A 15,858-nucleotide genomic window follows, 5' to 3' on the forward strand; every position below is an offset into this window, starting at 1 on the left:
TTCGGCTATATTTTGCGTCAGCATTTTGTGGCGGTATGTGTGCGCCGGGTGGGTGGGGTGTGCAGGCGGGTGAGGCGTGCGGGCGGGTGAGGTGTGCGGCGAAAGGGGAGTGGTGCTCTGTGTGTAATACTCCGAAACAAAATACTTGACATGTAAAGTATTTGGGTTTAGATTTAAACCACCAGCCCGGCACTACACGAACCCGGGCGCAACCCGCAAAGGAAAAAACAATGAGCACCCCCACCAACCCCGGCACCCCGCAGCTCGACGAGTCCATCCGCATCAGCCACCTCGAACCCATGCACGGCGACGAGAAGAAGCTCGGCTTCCTCTCCTTCGGCCACTGGGCTGAGGTCCCCGGCTCCCGCGTGCCCTCCGCCGCAGAATCCCTGCACCAGGCAATCGACCTCGCCGTAGGTGCCGAAGACATCGGACTGGACGGCGCGTTCTTCCGCGTGCACCACTTCGACCAGCAGCAGGCAACCCCCTACCCGCTGCTCTCCGCAATCGCCGCCAAGACCGAACGCATCGAGCTCGGCACCGGTGTGATTGACATGCGCTACGAAAACCCGCTCTACATGGCTGAACTTGCCGCCATGGCAGACCTCATTGCGGCGGGCCGACTGCAGCTCGGTGTCTCCCGCGGCTCGCCCGAATCCGTTATTCGCGGCTTTGAGAGCTTCGGCTACTACCCGGCAGAAGGCGAAAACGAGAGCGATATGGCGCGCCGCCACCTCGACATTTTCCTCAAGGCAATCGAGGGTGAGGGTATGGCGCCCAGTGCCCGTGTGGCGGGCAAGTACGCCCCCGTCCAGCCGCAGTCGCCGGGTCTGCGCGAGCGCATCTGGTGGGGCGCGGGCACCGATAGCACCGCCGTGTGGACCGCGCAGAAGGGTCTGAATCTCATGTCTTCAACCCTGATGCTGGAAGATAGGGGCATTCCCTTCGATCAGCAGCAGGCGCAGCAGATTCGCCTCTTCCGCTCCGAGTGGGTGAAGGCGGGCAATTCGGGTGTTCCGCGTGTTTCGGTGTCCCGCTCGGTGCTGCCCATTATTGATGAAACCTCGGCGCGCTACTTCGGGCGCCGCGCCGCGGAGGACTCGCAGGATTACACCGGCATTATCGACAACAGCTTCTCCCGCTTTGGTCGCAGCTACATTGGTGATCCTGCGGATATTGCCGAAGAGCTCGCTCGTGATGAGGCGGTTCAGGCGGCGGACACCGTGCTGCTGACCATCCCGAACCAGCTGGGTGTGGACTTCAATCTGAAGATGCTTGAGGCAATCGTGAAGGAGGTCAAGCCCGCGCTGACCACTAAGTAAAGCCCCTGAGGTGAAGACTCCGCAGAACCTTCTGCGCTAGCAGGGTTTCGCGCCAGCGTGCCGCCGTCGCTTCCGTGATGGGCGGTGGTCGCTGATGAGCGCGAACTCTGCCGCCTCCCGAGGGCAAGGGCGCGGAGCACGTGCGGCAGCCCGCACAAGTGGACAATTGGTCAGTTATCACTGTATAGTCATCGTATGCTGACTATTGCTTCACACCTCGACGTCATGAACCGGCTCGGCCGCGCCATGGCCGACCCGACACGTTCCCGGATTCTGATGACCCTCCTCAGCGGCCCGAGCTATCCAGCCGTGCTCTCGCGCGAGCTGGAGCTGACCCGCTCGAACGTGTCCAACCACCTGACCTGCCTGCGCGATTGCGGAATCGTCGTCGCCGAGCCCGAGGGCCGCCAGACGCGCTACGAGATCGCCGACCCGCACCTCGCCGCGGCACTGACGTCCCTAATCGACGTCACGCTCGCGGTGGACGAGGCCGCGCCGTGCATCGACCCGGCATGCTCGGTGTCGGGCTGCTGTGGAACGGCGGCGGGAGCATGAGCGAGACCCTGACCACCGCGCGCCGCGCGATGCTGCACCGGCGCGTCCGCTTCATCGTCGGCTTCACGATCACGTACAACGTAATCGAGGCAATCGTCGCAGTCTGGGCAGGCGTCCTCGCCTCGTCCGCGGCGCTCATTGGCTTCGGGCTCGACTCGGTTGTCGAGGTACTCTCGGCCGCGGCCGTCACCTGGCAGTTCACCCGCAAGGACCCTGAGCGGTGGGAAACGGTCACCGTCAAGGCCATCGGTATCGCGTTCTTCGCGCTGGCGGCCTACGTCTCAATCGACGCGGTGCTAGCCCTGGTCGGCCAGGAGGGCCCCGACCGCAGCCCGCTGGGTCTCGGTATCACCGCGCTGAGCCTGGTCGTCATGCCTCTGCTGGCGTGGATTGAGGTCCGCACCGGGCGGGAGCTGGGCTCCAAGAGCGTGATGGCCGACGCCAAGCAGCTCATCCTGTGTATCTACCTCTCCGGTGCAGTGTTCATCGGCCTCGTCCTCGACAGCCTGTTCGGCTGGTGGTGGGCTGACTCGGTCGCGGCGCTGGTCGTGGCGGTGCTCGCGGTGCGCGAAGGCCTGGAGGCCTGGCGCGGCGACGTCGAGTCGCCGTTCGAAGTGCTAGAGGACCTCGAAGACGAGGACGACTAACCCGTCACCCGACGATGAAGAGCCAGTGCTGCAACCCAGACATGCGCTACGAAAACCCGCTCTACATGGCTGAACTTGCCGTCATGGCCGATCTCATTGCGGCGGGTCGACTGCAGCTGGGCGTGGACTTCAACCTGAAGATGCTGGAGGCAATCGTGAAGGAAATTAAGCCCGCGCTGGCCACCAGGTAAAGGTCCTGAGGTGAAGGTCCTGGGGTAATGACCCCGTGCCAAGCTGTTTCCAGCGCTCTGTAACGCGCTGAGGTGCTTGTTTCCTTACAGCTTGAGCCACACATACAGCGATGCCCCGGCAGGCACCCGCAAGGGTTCTCGCCGGGGCATTACTATGCTTACGTTCTTAGAAATCCTTCTGTCTAGAAATCCCTCTGTCTAAAAGTCTTTCGTCTTTTCCCAAGGCTCAATAGCGCCCGGAACCACCTCAAAGAGCGGATGCGCACACGCCGCCAGCTCGCCGCGTGCCGCCAGGCGCTCGCTCAACCGGTGCTCCCACTCGGGGTCGCGCCCCGCCACCTTGTGCCGCAGAAAGGCGAGCTCGTACTCCAACTGACCCAAAGGAACGGGAATCAGGGCGACCGAAGCATAAGGGTTTTCTGCCTTGTCAGCGCAGTTTTTATCGGTGTCGTTTTTGCCTGCGCTATTTTCGTTTGTACTATCTTTGCCTGCATCATGTTCGCCCGCGCCAATCAGTGCACGGTTGAACGAGTAGCCGCGGGCATCCGCCTCATCCACCAGCCCGGACAGGTAGGCGGCAACCGCCTCCAGCGGCTGCGGATGCGCGCGAAAACGAATCAGCTGCGGGTGGTTCGTGTACCCGCGAGTCAGACCCCGCAGCACCTTCTGCGCCAGCAGGGTTTCACGCCAGCAGGCGACCAGGGCGCGCCGATCGAGCAGGCAGGGGTGAAGGGACCAAATGCGCACGCCTAGCCCTGCGCTTCTGCCGCATATACCTCAGCGGCATTTTCACCAGCCGACGCTGCGCCCGCGTGCTCGTCGCTAAAGTGCAGGAAGCTCTTGAGCACCAGCTCACGCACCGCGTGCAGCAGGGTATCGCGCGGATGCTGCTCCTGCGTACCGCGTGCCGCGGCGGCCGCCTCGTCGTATTCGGGCCAGGACAGCAGCATGGCAAGGGCCGCCACAATCTGACCGACGGCAAGCTCACCATCGCTTGCCGACGCAAAGCCCGCCGTCTCGGTGGAGAGCAGCTGGGTGCGGCACAGACCTGAACCGGCACGCAGCAAAATGACGCTGGGGTGCTCGGCGCCGGGGCGGCCGTGGCGTTCCTCGGTGACGTCCTCGGCGACCTCCAGGTGCGTGGCGAGGAGCGCCTCATCGTCCATGGCGGCGAGGCGGTCGTAGCGGCGTACGGACTCGGTGAGGGCGCGGGCAATGGGCTGCTGAATCGGGTAGGTAATCTCCTCGAATCGCTGCAGGGGCTCGGTTACGCCTGCCGCGGTAGATTCGTTCGGGCGGCGCAGCCAAATCATGCCGAAACCAATAGAATGAACGTTCCGGGAAGCGAAGTCGTTCAGGTACGCCACGTAGGTCTGCTCGTAGTGGCTGCGGTCGCGGTTCTCGCTCGCATCCTTCAGCCAGGTTTCCGCGTAGGAGGCGGGGGTCAGCGCCTCACGCTGAATGAACCACGCCTCCGCACCGCCGTCGGCAACCCAGGCACGCGGACGCTCATCCCACGGGCGGGGTGCTTCCGGGTCCGCCGAGTCGCGAATAATCTCCCAGTTGCCCAGCATCTGCGCGCGGCCACCGGGCACCAGCACCGACGGCAGCTGGCGCACCATCGTGCTCACAATTTCGTCACCGGGCAGGCCGCCGTCACGGTAGGTGAACTGCTCCTCGGCGCTCTCACCGGCAACGCGCGGGGTAATCACGAACGGCGGGTTCGACACCACCAGGTCAAAAAGCTCACCGGCGACCGGCTCCAGCAGGGAACCCATGCGCAGGCTCACGCGCGCCTGCGGGTTCTGCGGATCAATATTGAGCGCCTGCGCGTTCAGCAGCAGGTTAAAACGGGTGAACGCCAGGGCACGTTCCGAAATATCGGTGGCGGTCACGTGCTCAGCGTGGGCGAGCAGGTGGAAAGTCTGAATACCGCAGCCGGTGCCCACATCCAGGGCACGCTTGACGGGGGTGCGCTCGGTAATCTGCGCCAGCGTCAGGGAGGCGTGACCGATGCCGAGCACGTGATCCTTGCGGAGCACGCCGGGACGCTGATGCGCACCCAGGTCGGCGGCAACAAAGATTTCGGTGCCGTCATCGGCGGCGTGCGGGCGCAGGTCAACGCTCGCAGTCCAGCGGGAGGAATCCTCAGCGTCGCGCTCAACCAGCGCGGCGTCCGCAAAATCCTGCAGGGTCTCGCCGAAAACCTCGGTTGCCTCAGCCTCAGTGAGCGGGCGAGCCAGCAGGAAAAACGCCAGTAGACGCGCCAGGTTCTTCTCACCCGCGCTGTACTCGCCGCGCAGAACGTGCTCCACACGCCACAGACCCGGAACCACCTGGTCACGAGCCATCGCCTCAGCCGCCTCAACACCCAACAGCTCCTGCACAGCGTCATAGCTGTAATTCAACGCCAGCAGGCGTTCACGGATGCGGGTCAGGCGGGCGTAATCATCGCTGCGGGGAGCATCCGCAACGGCGGCATACTCGGGAGCAAAAGAGGCGGCAGAAATAGTCATGCACACCATTCTACGCACCCGCCGCACCCGACCGCCCTGCCCAGCTGCCTTACCTAACCGCCCGAGCGCGCCGCACCGCTGCATGTGTTTTCCAGCTCCGACCCACCCACTGACCAAAACCGTCATCTGCGCAAGAGTACCCAGCCCATCGCATACACTGAAACCATGAGTAACCTGTACCCCGATGAAAGCATCAGCGTCGACAAGTGCTGGGAGCGCCTGCACGCGAACACTCTCGGCCGCCTCATCCTCACTGACGGACAGCACGTTGATGTGCTGCCCGTGCTCTACGCCGTCGCTCACCAGGGCGATACCCAGGAAATCTACATCCGCACCACTCGCGGCAATAAGTTCTCCTCCGTGGTGGTCAGCCGCCGCGTCGCCTTCGAAATTGATGAGACCCTCGAGGACGGTATTCGCTCCGTCATCGTGGTCGGTATTGCGCACTGGCTGCCGCCGGAAATGACCCCGCAGATCGTGCGCACCTTCGACCTGCCCGACTCCGAAACCCACGAAATGCAGTGGGTGCGCATCGTGCCGCAGACCGTGTACGGTCGCGAATACCCGCTGCTGCCCGCATACCTGGACGGCACCCAGCCCGACTCGGACACCCTCACCAGCTAGAAGCATCGGTTAGTGGGTGCCGTGCGGCGCGCCCCAGCACCCGCCCCCCATGTACCCCGTGCACACACCACCTCCTCGGTACCGTATGATGTACCGAGTACCCTGCGCACTCGTGCAGACTCAACAAAAATACTCACCCCCACCGATCACCTCACCCCACGTACACCACACCCTGTCGGCGCCCACAAGCGCCAGCGTAGGTTATGGTTGAATACGTAGCTTTTCAACACACAGATAGAGGAGTGCCGTGCCCGCTCAGGCAAAGACCGGAAAAGCCCTGCTGATTGTGGAGTCTCCCTCCAAGGTCAAAACCATTAGCAGCTACCTCGGCGAGGACTACCTTGTCGACTCGTCCATGGGCCATATCCGCGACCTTCCGCAGCCCTCCGAACTGCCCGAAAACCTCAAAAAGAGCCCCGTCGGCAAGTTCGCTGTCAACGTTGAAGAGAACTTCGAACCCTACTACGTGGTCAACCCCGACAAAAAGAAAAAGGTCGCCGAACTCAAGCGCAAGCTCAAAGAAGTAGACGCGCTCTACCTGGCAACCGATGGTGACCGCGAAGGTGAAGCCATTGCATGGCACCTGAAGGAAGTCCTCAAGCCCAAGGTACCCGTCTACCGCATGACCTTCCCCGAAATCACCCGGGAAGCCATTCAGCGTGCCTTCGGCGAACTGCGCGACATCGACCTGCACCTGGTCGACGCACAGGAAACCCGCCGCATCCTCGACCGCATCTACGGTTACGAAATTTCCCCCGTACTCTGGCGCAAGGTAGGCCGCGGCCTCTCCGCAGGTCGCGTGCAGTCTGTCGCAACCCGCCTCGTGGTTGAGCGCGAACGCGAACGCATGGCATTCGTTGCCGCCAACTACTGGGACCTGACCGGACGCTTCCTGACCGCAGCCTCCGAAGGCTTCGACGCCAAGCTGGTCGCCGTAGACGGCAACCGCATCGCCACCGGCAAGGACTTCGCCGACAACGGCACCCTCAACACCTCCAAGGTCACCCACCTGACCGAGGAAGCCGCCCGCGCGCTCGCCGCAGCCCTGCAGTCCGCCGCGTTCTCGGTACGCTCCGTTGAGACCAAGCCGTACAAGCGCCGCCCGGCAGCGCCGTTCACCACTTCCACCCTGCAGCAGGAAGCCGCGCGTAAGCTGCGTTTCTCCTCCCGCGTGACCATGCAGGTGGCGCAGCGCCTCTACGAAAACGGTTATATCACCTACATGCGTACCGACTCGGTGGCGCTGAGCGAGCAGGCAATCTCCGCCGCACGCCGCCAGGCATCCGAGCTGTACGGCGCAGAGTTCGTGCCCTCCGCACCGCGCGTGTACACCTCCAAGAGCAAGAACGCGCAGGAAGCCCACGAGGCAATCCGTCCCGCGGGTGACACCTTCCGCACCCCGGACGCCGTGCGCGGCTCTCTGTCCAACGACGAGTTCCGCCTCTACGAGCTGATCTGGAAGCGTACCGTCGCCTCCCAGATGGCTGACGCGACCGGTTCCACCGCCTCCGTGCGCCTGGGCGCCGTGGCATCTAACGGCCAGGACGCCGAGTTCGCTGCATCCGGTACCGTCATCACCTTCCGCGGCTTCCTCGCCGCCTACGAGGAGGGCGTTGACGCATCCCGCGTGGCTGAGCGTGAGGCGAAGGACGCTGAGAAGCGCCTGCCGAACCTGACTACCGGCGAGGCACTGACCGCCGAGGCGATTGAACCCGCCGGCCACGAGACCCTGCCGCCTCCGCGCTACACCGAGGCGTCCCTCGTGAAGACCCTGGACGAGCTGGGCATTGGCCGCCCCTCCACCTACGCGGCGGTTATTTCGACCATCATGGACCGCGGATACGTGAACGTTCGTTCTGGTTCGCTGATCCCGTCCTGGATCGCGTTCTCCGTGGTGCGCCTGCTCGAATCCAGCTTCGGCCCCTACGTGAACTACGAGTTCACCGCGCAGATGGAAGAAGACCTCGACCGCATCGCACGCGGCGAAGAATCCCGCGTTGAATGGTTGGGTGAGTTCTACTTCGGCGGCGGCTCCAAGCGCGGCCTGAAGCCCATCGTCGACAACCTCGGCGAGATTGACGCCCGCAGCATCAACTCCATCCCGATTGCGGACGGCATTGTGCTGCGCGTGGGCAAGTTCGGCCCCTACCTGGAAGCCGAAGGCACCCTCGACACCGAGACCGGCGAACTGACCGAACCGATCCGCGCGAATGTACCCGCCGACCTGGCACCGGACGAACTGACCGAAGCGAAGGCACGCGAACTGCTCGAACAGGGCAAGTCCGACGGCCGCGTGCTCGGCGTGGACCCGGTCTCCGGCAACCAGATTGTGGCTCGCGACGGCCGCTACGGACCCTACGTCACCGAAGTCATCGAAGAGATGACCGAGGAGCAGATTCAGGCGTACCTGGACGCGCAGCCGACCGAATACTACAAGAACGGCAAGCCCAAGCCGAAGAAGAAGCCGAAGCCCGCCAAGCCGCGCACCGCGTCCCTGTTCAAGTCCATGGACCTGGCGACCGTGACCCTTGAGCAGGCACTGCAGCTGATGAGCCTGCCGCGCGTGCTTGGTACCGACGCTGAGGGCGTGGAAATCACCGTGCAGAACGGCCGCTTTGGCCCGTACCTGAAGAAGGGCACGGACTCCCGCTCGATTGGCAGCGAAGACGAAATCTTCACGATTACGCTGGAGCAGGCGTTGGAGATTTACTCCCAGCCGAAGCAGCGCGGTCGTGCGGCGGCTAAGCCTCCGCTGGCTGAGCTGGGCGTGGACCCGGTCAGCGAGAAGAAGATCGTGGTGAAGGACGGCCGCTTTGGCCCGTACATCACCGACGGTATTACGAATATTACGGTTCCGCGTGCGGAGTCGGTCGAGTCGCTGACCCACGAGCGTGCGGTGCAGCTGCTTGCTGACAAGCGTGCGAAGGGCCCGGTCAAGCGTAAGACCACCACGGCGAAGAAGACTACCACGGCGAAGAAGACTACTGCTAAGAAGACGACCGCAAAGTCTACTACCGCGAAGAAGACGACCACTCGTAAGACCGCGGCGAAGAAGACCGCCGAGTAATCTGCCGCGTCGTCAGCCGAGTAGCGTTTCTACTTGAAGGCGCAGGATGCGTCCCGAACCCCTTAGCGGGGTGGGGCGCCTCCTGCGCCTTTCGCGTGCTCGGGAGAGTACATGCCCTGCGCATTTTTTTGCCCGCGCTGCGTTTCTTAGGCTTGCGCTGTGCTGATGCTGGGCATCCGCCCGGATTGTTTGCGGAGTGAGCCGCGCCTCTGACAGACTGGAAGAGGCGCCGCACCTGCGGTACCGCACACAGACAATATCCCGCCGCGGGGCGGGGGAGGGGAGCGCATCGTGCGCCTGGGAGTTCTGGATGTCGGGTCGAATACGGTCCACCTGCTACTGATTGACGGCAGCCCTGGAGCGCGCCCCGAACCGTACGCATCGCACAAGATTCCGCTGCAGCTCGTGCAGTACCTCGACGCTGAGGGCAATATCTCGCAGGAAGGTGCGGACGCGCTGACCCGCTTCGTGACCAGCGCCCGCGACTTCGCGATCGAGAATGAGGCGGAGGACCTGCTGGCGTTCTCCACGAGTGCTATCCGTGAGGCGGGTAATGGTGCGGCGGTGCTGCAGCAGGTGCGTGAGCAGACCGGCGTGAGCCTGAACGGTATTTCGGGCGACCAGGAGGCGGCGATTACGTACTTTGCGGTGCGCCGCTGGCAGGGCTGGGGTGCGGGCCGTATCCTTGATTTTGATATTGGTGGCGGCTCGTTTGAGTTTTCGACGGGTACGAATGCGTTGCCGGATGCGGCGATGAGCGTGCCGTTGGGTGCGGGTCGTCTGACGCGTGAGTTTTTTGATGAGCAGCCGCCGAGCCCGAAGCAGGTGAAGCGTCTGCGTAAGTATGTGCGTGAGCAGATCGCCCCGGTGGCGGAGAATCTGCTGCGTTATGGTGCGCCGGATATGACGGTGGGTACGTCGAAGACGTTCCGTTCGTTGGCGCGTATTTGTGGTGCGGCGCCGTATTCGGCGGGCCCGCATGTGAAGCGTGAGATGCATCTGCAGGATTTGCGCCTGTGGACTCGTCGCATGGAGGCGATGACGGTGTCTGAGCGTAGCGATTTGCCGGGTGTTTCGAAGGCGCGTGCGGAGCAGATGCTGGCGGGCGCTATCGCTGCGGAGGCGGCGATGGAGGCGTTCGGGGTTGAGACGATGCGCGTGTGCCCGTGGGCGCTGCGTGAGGGCCTGATTCTGAAGCGTATTGAGCATCTGGCGGAGGGTACGGGTACTCCGGTCAACCCGAAGACCCTCCTGGGTGCGTAACCGGTGCGTGACGTGGCCGAATAGCCGCAGCTGAACCCCGCAGGCTGGTGTGTAATGGGCACCAGCCTACGGGGTCACCGCGTTTCTTGTACATACCCGCCGACAAAGACGTAGGAAAGGAACAATCACCGATGAAAATCCAAGAAGTTATTGACGAAGTCAACGGAGCTTGGGGCGAAGAGCACGAAGAAAAGAAGAAACAAATATATTGGGAAAATATTATTTGGATACCTTTCAAATTATTCAGAAATATTTCTTTTTGCTATATGGTTTTGGTTATTATTTTTTTGGTTATGTCTAGTACGGAACCTACTGAGGTTAGGCAATTTTTTCTAGATTTTATAAGCTCGATATTCAACATTCCATATTATCTTCTTGATGTGCGTAGCTCGATCATTGCTTCATTGGCTAGCTTGCTTTTAAGCTTGTATATTAGTGTTGGAAAATTTGCTGATAATATTGAAGGCGTTATTGGTGAGGCTCGCCGTGCTGTCTATCGACAATTTGCCAAAATTGTTAGTGGTATTGTTTTCGTAATATTTATAATTAACTTTTGGTATGGGCTGCTTGCTGGGTATTTTCAGGGGTCATCTAACGCACCTTCGATATTTGGGGCTTGGAGTGTGGGGCCTGGATGGGGTAAGGTTATCGTTCCAGAATACATTGACCTTTCCAGGTACGGTGAAATTCCTCAATGGGTATTGTTATTTTTTGCATGGTTTACGCTATCATCATCCCTGATGCTTACATATAACGAGAAAAGTATATTAATTAAAAATTCACTTTTTCTCAATAGGCTGAAGGGTGCCGATGCGACAGGGAAATCGACATATGAGGCGGAGTATGAAATAGCAAGATATGAATTTGAATACGGGAACCCGAAGAAAAATTGTGAAGAAAGTGATGGATTGAAAGAATCTGATGACTTGAATTGTGGTAAAGATGAAGCAGTTTATTACTCTAGTATCTTAAAGTTTGGGGAACGGTATTCCAATTTTTCCGCCGATGTGAATATTCGATCATATATTTTAAGCATACATTTTTTGAAGGTTTTCATTCCCTTGTTTGGTGTATGTGTTCTGTCCTCAATCTTTTTGGGGCGGGATGGAATTAAGCTTAATTTCACTCTGACTGCACTCTATGGTTTATATTGGTTTATGGTTATAGAAAATGCTATTAATCTTATGCCGGGAATATATAAATTAAATATTGTTTACCTGACTCGAAAATATCGTAGGGCGTTTGAGTATATTTCATTTTATTGGGTAGTGTGGGCAAATAGAATATTTGCATTTATAGCTTCCGTTGCTGCTCTCATGGTGCTGGTTGGTAAATATATTAGGGAGATATCGGATTTAATCAACGGGCTTAATTTTTCGGATGAAATTTCAATAGCGGTGTTTATTGCCGCGATTATAGCCACGGCTTTGATCGTGACTTATATTGTTGTTGCCCTTGTGGAAAATTCTGTGCGTGGGTCTCTAAAGGATATTATTAAAAGAGAATCTATACCAATTCTGGCAAAAAATTTTAAGTTTTCTGCCCTGGTATCCAGGGAGAAGGAGAAAGTTGATTTTATGGTGGTTGCCTACATCTATTATTTGATGTGGGTTGCAAGTGATATATATTCCAGGTATAAGTCTGAGGCGGGAGAAGTGAAATCTGAGGTTTAATCGAACCATGTATGATTTTAGAAAATGTGAGCGACTGAGCTTGAGATTTATGGATCTTTGCAAAGGTGTTATAAATAATTCGTTTTAGACACTTTTTGACTCATTAAAATTAAATTTGAGAAGCCACATGTGTTTCGAGCAGCCACGTCATAAGTGGCTGCTCGAAACACATGTGGCTTTTTTCTATTGGGGGCTGTAACCCGTGCAGAATTTGTGCCATGGTTTAGCGTCTTCTGCCATGGTTTTTAACTACGACCAAAGACACTAACCTATGGCACAAATCCGGAACTCATGACCGAATCTCTGGCTGCGCCATGTAGGTGAGAGTCGGTTATGGGTTATGATTTATCCTTTTCATCGATAGATTAGTGTCTTCACGGTGGGTTAAAGACCCATGGCGAAGGCACTAACCTATCGAAAACCTCGGTCTAAAAAGCATGGTGGCCCCGGACGCACACATGCATCCGGGGCTGCTTCTTTCGCTTTTTTGACGAATTCTCTATTATCATTTTGATATAATTATAGGAGATGTAATTAATAGTCAGAAGGACTGGGGTATCTTGATATATTGCAGAATTTTTTCATATTAAAATTTAGTGACGCAACAAGAGAAGTGACTCTATGAGAGGCTATTGGAGGTATCGATGAGTTTTCTAAACTATAACAAAGATGAAAAGCTAGAATTTAACTATAAGAGGGCATGCGGCCTGTGGTTAATTGTGGTGGCGGCAGTTATAGCAATAGCTACCTTGGTTGGAGGAAAGCAAATAATAAATATGCAAGTATTCAGCATTGGGTACGTCGTCAGCTTTTTCTCAATCAACATGAACAAGAAGGTGCTGGATAGACTAGCCGATGGCCCTTCGAGCGAATTTCAAAAGAAAGTATCTTCACGTGCCGTTATTCTATTATTTGTCTTAATGGTTTTGCTGGGTGGCCAATTCTTTGCAACTGAAAATTGGAGGCTGATTTGGCTTGGAGCGCTGATGGCAACCGCGCTACACTTCTTCCCATACTATTTTGTGCATGGAAAGTCAATGATATACCTGGGTCTTATCTGTGCCATTAATGTTTTCGTAGGATATGTTTATGTCGATGTTCCGCTAGAGGTAATTGCATATATTGATGCGGCAATTAAGCTCATGTTCGGAATTTATCTACTATTTCTTTCAAAGCCATCAAAGCAAATATAAGGCGCAGTTTGTCGATGTGCTAAAAAGCGGCCCCGGACGCACACGCATCCGGGGCCGTCCGCCACCTGTCTGAGCCTATTTCTTAGCGCCGAACGCCCGCGTCCACGCCCAACGGGTCAGCACCGCCGTACCCACCGCAACCGCCATCGGCAGCCACGCACTCGCACCCTGACCCGTAAAACCAATCAACAACGTCAACGCAGACAACGGCGCATTCATCGACACACCCAAAAACGCCGCCGTACCCGTCAACGCCGCCGCATACAACACCATCGACGCACCACCCGGCACCCCGCCCAAACCCGGGAACGCCCACAGCACCAGCGCCGCCACACAAAACGCAGCCGCCGCACCCAATGCCAAACCCGGAGTCAACGTACCGCCATAAGAACCGAAATGCAGACTCAACACCACCATGGCAGCCTTCGCAACAGCCAACGCCAACACATACACTGCCGCCGCCGCAGTCAAACCGCCAGCCGCCGCATCCAACGACACATTAAACGTGTGCTGAGTCAGCAGACGACCATTACCCAGAATCTCCGGGAGCCACAGCGAAACCACCGCGACCAGCGCAAACGCCACAGGAATACGCCACAACAGAGAACGATCCTTCGCCTTCAACTTCTCCGCACGCTGCGACAACGCCCTAAAACCCAACGCCAACGGAGTCAACACCACACCCGTCAGCGCCGCCACCGTCAGCGTCGTCGCATCCAACGGAAGCTGCGGCACCGGGTACGTCGGCTCATTGACGATCACCAGATTCGCCGTGACCGTCGCCGTCCACACCGTCACCGCACCCACATACAGCGACCGCAGGCTCAAACCAACAGCCATCGCCTCCACAAGGTATACCACGCCACCAATCGGCACCTGATACACCGCCGCCAAACCAGACGCCGCACCCGCCGCCACCAGCAGACTACGCTCACGATTACCTAACAGCGGGGCACCATCAGCGCCCACAAAACCAAGACGCTCCAGCAGATTCGAGGTACGGCCAGCCGCCAAAGCACCCAGCTCACGAGGTGCGACCTCCTTACCCACAGGAGAGCCCGCACCCACAGCAACAATCTGAATCACCGAATGGGCGATCTGCCGCCACAGCGACGGGGTACGGTCCTCCTCGGTAGCACCGGCAATCTGCGACTTCACGCCGACCACACGCCGACCGCCCGACTGCAGGTAATACCAAACCAGCGCCACAAACGGCCCCAAAGCCGCCAAAACCAGGGCACGACGCGCCGGATCGGCGCCGTCAGTCACCATCGGGTGATGCCCCTCAGTCTGGCCGAAAGTTAGCTCCTGCATAAAGTCCAGAACATAATGCAGAGTAATCGCGCCCAAGCCGCTGAACACGCCCGTGACCAGCGCGGCAAGGGTCAGCCCCAGCAGGAGGCGAAACGAAAAAGAACGGAAACCCGCAGGATTCTGCGGGCTATTCGGGGAAGAACTCGAGGAAGAACCAGTATGAGAAGACATAGAAAAATTTGTGTGTTGCGTGCTGTGTGGTGTTGGAGGCTTCATGCCCGGCACAAACTGCCGCGGGTGATGCTGTTCTCATTCTACGCCCGCAGAATTACGCCCTCCCCAGCATGCCAGAACGTGAGAAGCGGACCCCGCCCATTGGGTCGCGGAGCATGAGGTGAAGCCGCCGCCCAGAAAACGCGGAAGAAACACGAGCCAGGTCACATGCCCATAGCCGCACCCGCTATGCTGGAAGGGTACGCCTCCACGCGCCCGCCGCGCACCGAACAGTAGCCCCCGGAACACACCGGCGGCACGCCTGCCGGCACCCGGCGCAGGCACCCCATTAGGAAGGATCAACGATGACCGCAACTATTGCTTTTCTCGGCACCGGCTCCATGAACGGCTCCATTGCCGCAGGTCTGCTCGCTGCAGGCCACGACCCCGCCCACATCCGCGCTACCGTGCGTAGCGAAGAATCTCGTGCCGCCCTCGCCCAGCGCCTCGGCGACAAGGTAGAAATCATCACCACCGGCGGCGAAGCTGACGGCAACCACAAGGCAACCGCCCACGCAGATGTCGTGCTGCTCGGTGTGAAGCCCTACGGCATTGTTGAGCTTGCCCGCGATATCGCACCCGCCCTCGCACCGAACGCCGTCGTGGTGTCCGTTGCTGCTGGCGTGACCCTCGAAACCCTCGCCGAGTGCCTTCCCGCAGGTCAGCCCATTGTCCGCTGCATGCCGAACACCCCCTCCTCCGTGGGCAAGGGCGTGCTCGCCATCTCCACCACCGACACCGTGAAGGCCGAGCAGAAGAAGCTCGTCGAAGAGGTCCTGGGCACCGTCGGCTTGGTCGTTGAGGTCCGCGAAGATCAGATGGATGCGGTCACCGCCGTCTCCGGTTCCGGCCCGGCATACGCGTTCCTGCTTGCGGAGGCGATGGCAACCGCCGGTGAGAAGCTCGGCCTGGACGCAGACACCGCCCTCAAACTTGCCAGCGCAACCGTTGCCGGTGCGGGCTTCCTGCTCGACACCAACCCGGATGCCCCCGCCCTGCGCCGCGCCGTGACCAGCCCGAACGGCACCACCGAGCGTGCGCTGAACACCTTCGTGGACGGTGGCCTCTTCCAGCTGACCGAGGACGCGATGCGCGCCTGTGCGGCACGTTCGGCGGAAATGAGCCAGCTGTACACCGCTGACGAGGACTAATCAGCGGGGACTAATACCGTCCGGTAGCATCCCCCTGACTAGGTGAAACTATAGAAAAACAGCCTCCTCCCGGCAGAACGGGAAGAGGCTGTTTTTCTATGCCTATTTGCTTTTCTATGTCTAATCGTG

The 15,858-nt window shown here is 59.0% G+C and carries 12 protein-coding genes and 1 pseudogene; 10 read left to right on the forward strand and 3 right to left on the reverse strand.

The window, feature by feature from the left end; all coding sequences use genetic code 11:
• The first annotated feature begins 230 nt into the window (after positions 1 to 230).
• The 4 genes and pseudogenes from HMPREF2712_RS04085 to HMPREF2712_RS09150 all read left to right on the forward strand — a co-directional run.
• Entirely contained in the window at positions 231 to 1,322 is a 1,092-nt protein-coding gene (locus tag HMPREF2712_RS04085; protein WP_070819344.1) for an LLM class flavin-dependent oxidoreductase, read from the forward strand.
• A gap of 195 nt (positions 1,323 to 1,517) precedes the next feature.
• A complete protein-coding gene (locus HMPREF2712_RS04090) occupies positions 1,518 to 1,877 on the forward strand; it encodes a Cd(II)/Pb(II)-sensing metalloregulatory transcriptional regulator CmtR (RefSeq protein ID WP_005508274.1) in 360 nt (119 codons plus the stop codon).
• Positions 1,874 to 2,524: a cation diffusion facilitator family transporter gene (locus HMPREF2712_RS04095; protein WP_005508275.1), complete on the forward strand. Its 651-nt coding sequence runs from the start codon at positions 1,874 to 1,876 to the stop codon at positions 2,522 to 2,524. The genes HMPREF2712_RS04090 and HMPREF2712_RS04095 overlap by 4 nt, the downstream gene beginning before the upstream one ends.
• Before the next feature lie 38 nt (positions 2,525 to 2,562).
• A pseudogene (locus tag HMPREF2712_RS09150) lies at positions 2,563 to 2,649 on the forward strand (luciferase); the annotation flags it as partial.
• A 264-nt stretch (positions 2,650 to 2,913) separates the two neighbouring features.
• Here the strand turns inward: HMPREF2712_RS09150 and HMPREF2712_RS04105 are convergent.
• Positions 2,914 to 3,462 (reverse strand): pyrimidine dimer DNA glycosylase/endonuclease V, encoded by a 549-nt coding sequence (locus tag HMPREF2712_RS04105; protein WP_070819346.1) that lies wholly within the window; start codon positions 3,460 to 3,462, stop codon positions 2,914 to 2,916.
• Between the two features lie 2 nt (positions 3,463 to 3,464).
• Positions 3,465 to 5,231 (reverse strand): DUF7059 domain-containing protein, encoded by a 1,767-nt coding sequence (locus HMPREF2712_RS04110; RefSeq protein WP_246828671.1) that lies wholly within the window; start codon positions 5,229 to 5,231, stop codon positions 3,465 to 3,467.
• Positions 5,232 to 5,396: 165 nt separating this feature from the next.
• Between HMPREF2712_RS04110 and HMPREF2712_RS04115 the strand changes: the two genes are divergently transcribed.
• From HMPREF2712_RS04115 to HMPREF2712_RS04135, 5 genes are all read left to right on the forward strand, one after another.
• On the forward strand, positions 5,397 to 5,855 hold the full coding sequence (locus HMPREF2712_RS04115; protein ID WP_070642161.1) for a pyridoxamine 5'-phosphate oxidase family protein: 459 nt from the start codon (positions 5,397 to 5,399) through the stop codon (positions 5,853 to 5,855).
• 247 nt (positions 5,856 to 6,102) lie between these two features.
• Positions 6,103 to 8,922 carry a type I DNA topoisomerase gene (gene topA, locus HMPREF2712_RS04120; RefSeq protein ID WP_070819348.1) on the forward strand — a complete coding sequence of 940 codons (2,820 nt, stop codon included), beginning with the start codon at positions 6,103 to 6,105 and terminating at the stop codon, positions 8,920 to 8,922.
• A 291-nt stretch (positions 8,923 to 9,213) separates the two neighbouring features.
• Positions 9,214 to 10,185, forward strand: a complete 972-nt coding sequence (locus HMPREF2712_RS04125) for a Ppx/GppA phosphatase family protein (protein WP_070819349.1) — start codon at positions 9,214 to 9,216, stop codon at positions 10,183 to 10,185.
• Positions 10,186 to 10,316: 131 nt separating this feature from the next.
• Positions 10,317 to 11,858, forward strand: coding sequence for a hypothetical protein (locus HMPREF2712_RS04130; RefSeq protein ID WP_070819350.1), 1,542 nt, complete (start codon positions 10,317 to 10,319; stop codon positions 11,856 to 11,858).
• A 644-nt stretch (positions 11,859 to 12,502) separates the two neighbouring features.
• Positions 12,503 to 13,051: a DUF6609 family protein gene (locus tag HMPREF2712_RS04135; protein ID WP_070691093.1), complete on the forward strand. Its 549-nt coding sequence runs from the start codon at positions 12,503 to 12,505 to the stop codon at positions 13,049 to 13,051.
• A 75-nt stretch (positions 13,052 to 13,126) separates the two neighbouring features.
• Here the strand turns inward: HMPREF2712_RS04135 and HMPREF2712_RS04140 are convergent, their stop codons facing one another.
• On the reverse strand, positions 13,127 to 14,536 hold the full coding sequence (locus tag HMPREF2712_RS04140) for a chloride channel protein (protein WP_070819351.1): 1,410 nt from the start codon (positions 14,534 to 14,536) through the stop codon (positions 13,127 to 13,129).
• Positions 14,537 to 14,883: 347 nt separating this feature from the next.
• Here HMPREF2712_RS04140 and proC point away from each other — a divergent pair, with 347 nt between their 5' ends.
• Complete coding sequence (proC, locus tag HMPREF2712_RS04145; protein ID WP_070819352.1) at positions 14,884 to 15,729, forward strand: pyrroline-5-carboxylate reductase; 846 nt, start codon at positions 14,884 to 14,886, stop codon at positions 15,727 to 15,729.
• Positions 15,730 to 15,858: the final 129 nt, after the last annotated feature.

It is taken from the genome of Rothia sp. HMSC064F07, from assembly GCF_001837265.1.
GTDB lineage: Bacteria > Actinomycetota > Actinomycetes > Actinomycetales > Micrococcaceae > Rothia > Rothia mucilaginosa.